Source organism: Brevinematales bacterium, from assembly GCA_026415355.1.
GTDB lineage: Bacteria > Spirochaetota > Brevinematia > DTOW01 > DTOW01 > SKYB106.
In genome coordinates this window covers 1-520 of record JAOAHF010000078.1, presented here as the reverse complement: position 1 = coordinate 520, position 520 = coordinate 1, and the positions used below count along the sequence as shown (strand labels likewise).

Here is a 520-nt window from a genome sequence, read left to right as displayed (position 1 = left end):
GTATATTCTTTTGTAAAACTTGTTTTTGTATTAATTCCTTTTTTATAGATAATTTTAAACTCTCAAGTAATTTTCTGTTTATTAAATGATTCATAAGTTTTTCTTGTATATATTTATCTAAGTTTAATTTATCTTTTGAATTTTTAATAATCATTTCCAATATTTCATTTTTATGATTATTTCTTATTTCCTTAACTGCCATCTCAATAGTAATAATATGTTTATAATCATTGTATATCAAACCTAAATCATAAAGAGTATCTAATAATTCTATATCGTCTTTAAAAATACCTTGATGTATAAATCCTTCTGTGCAATTAGAATATTGATAAATTTTACTTTCTAATTTTTTTAGATATTGTTCCATTCCTTTTGTAGTTTCTTTTATTTTTTTCCTATAATAAATTAGTAATTCTCTATCTACTTCAATATAAAGGTTATCTATAATGTAAACTACAAATTCAATATTATCTAAGCTAATAGCATAATGTAATAATTTTTTTATATCCAAATATAAAAC

1 protein-coding gene is annotated in these 520 nt (G+C 19.2%); it reads right to left on the bottom strand.

Annotation, left to right across the window (positions count from 1 at the left end):
• A partial coding sequence (locus N2712_08125; protein ID MCX8029943.1) for a hypothetical protein occupies positions 1 to 520 on the bottom strand: 520 nt, incomplete at both ends.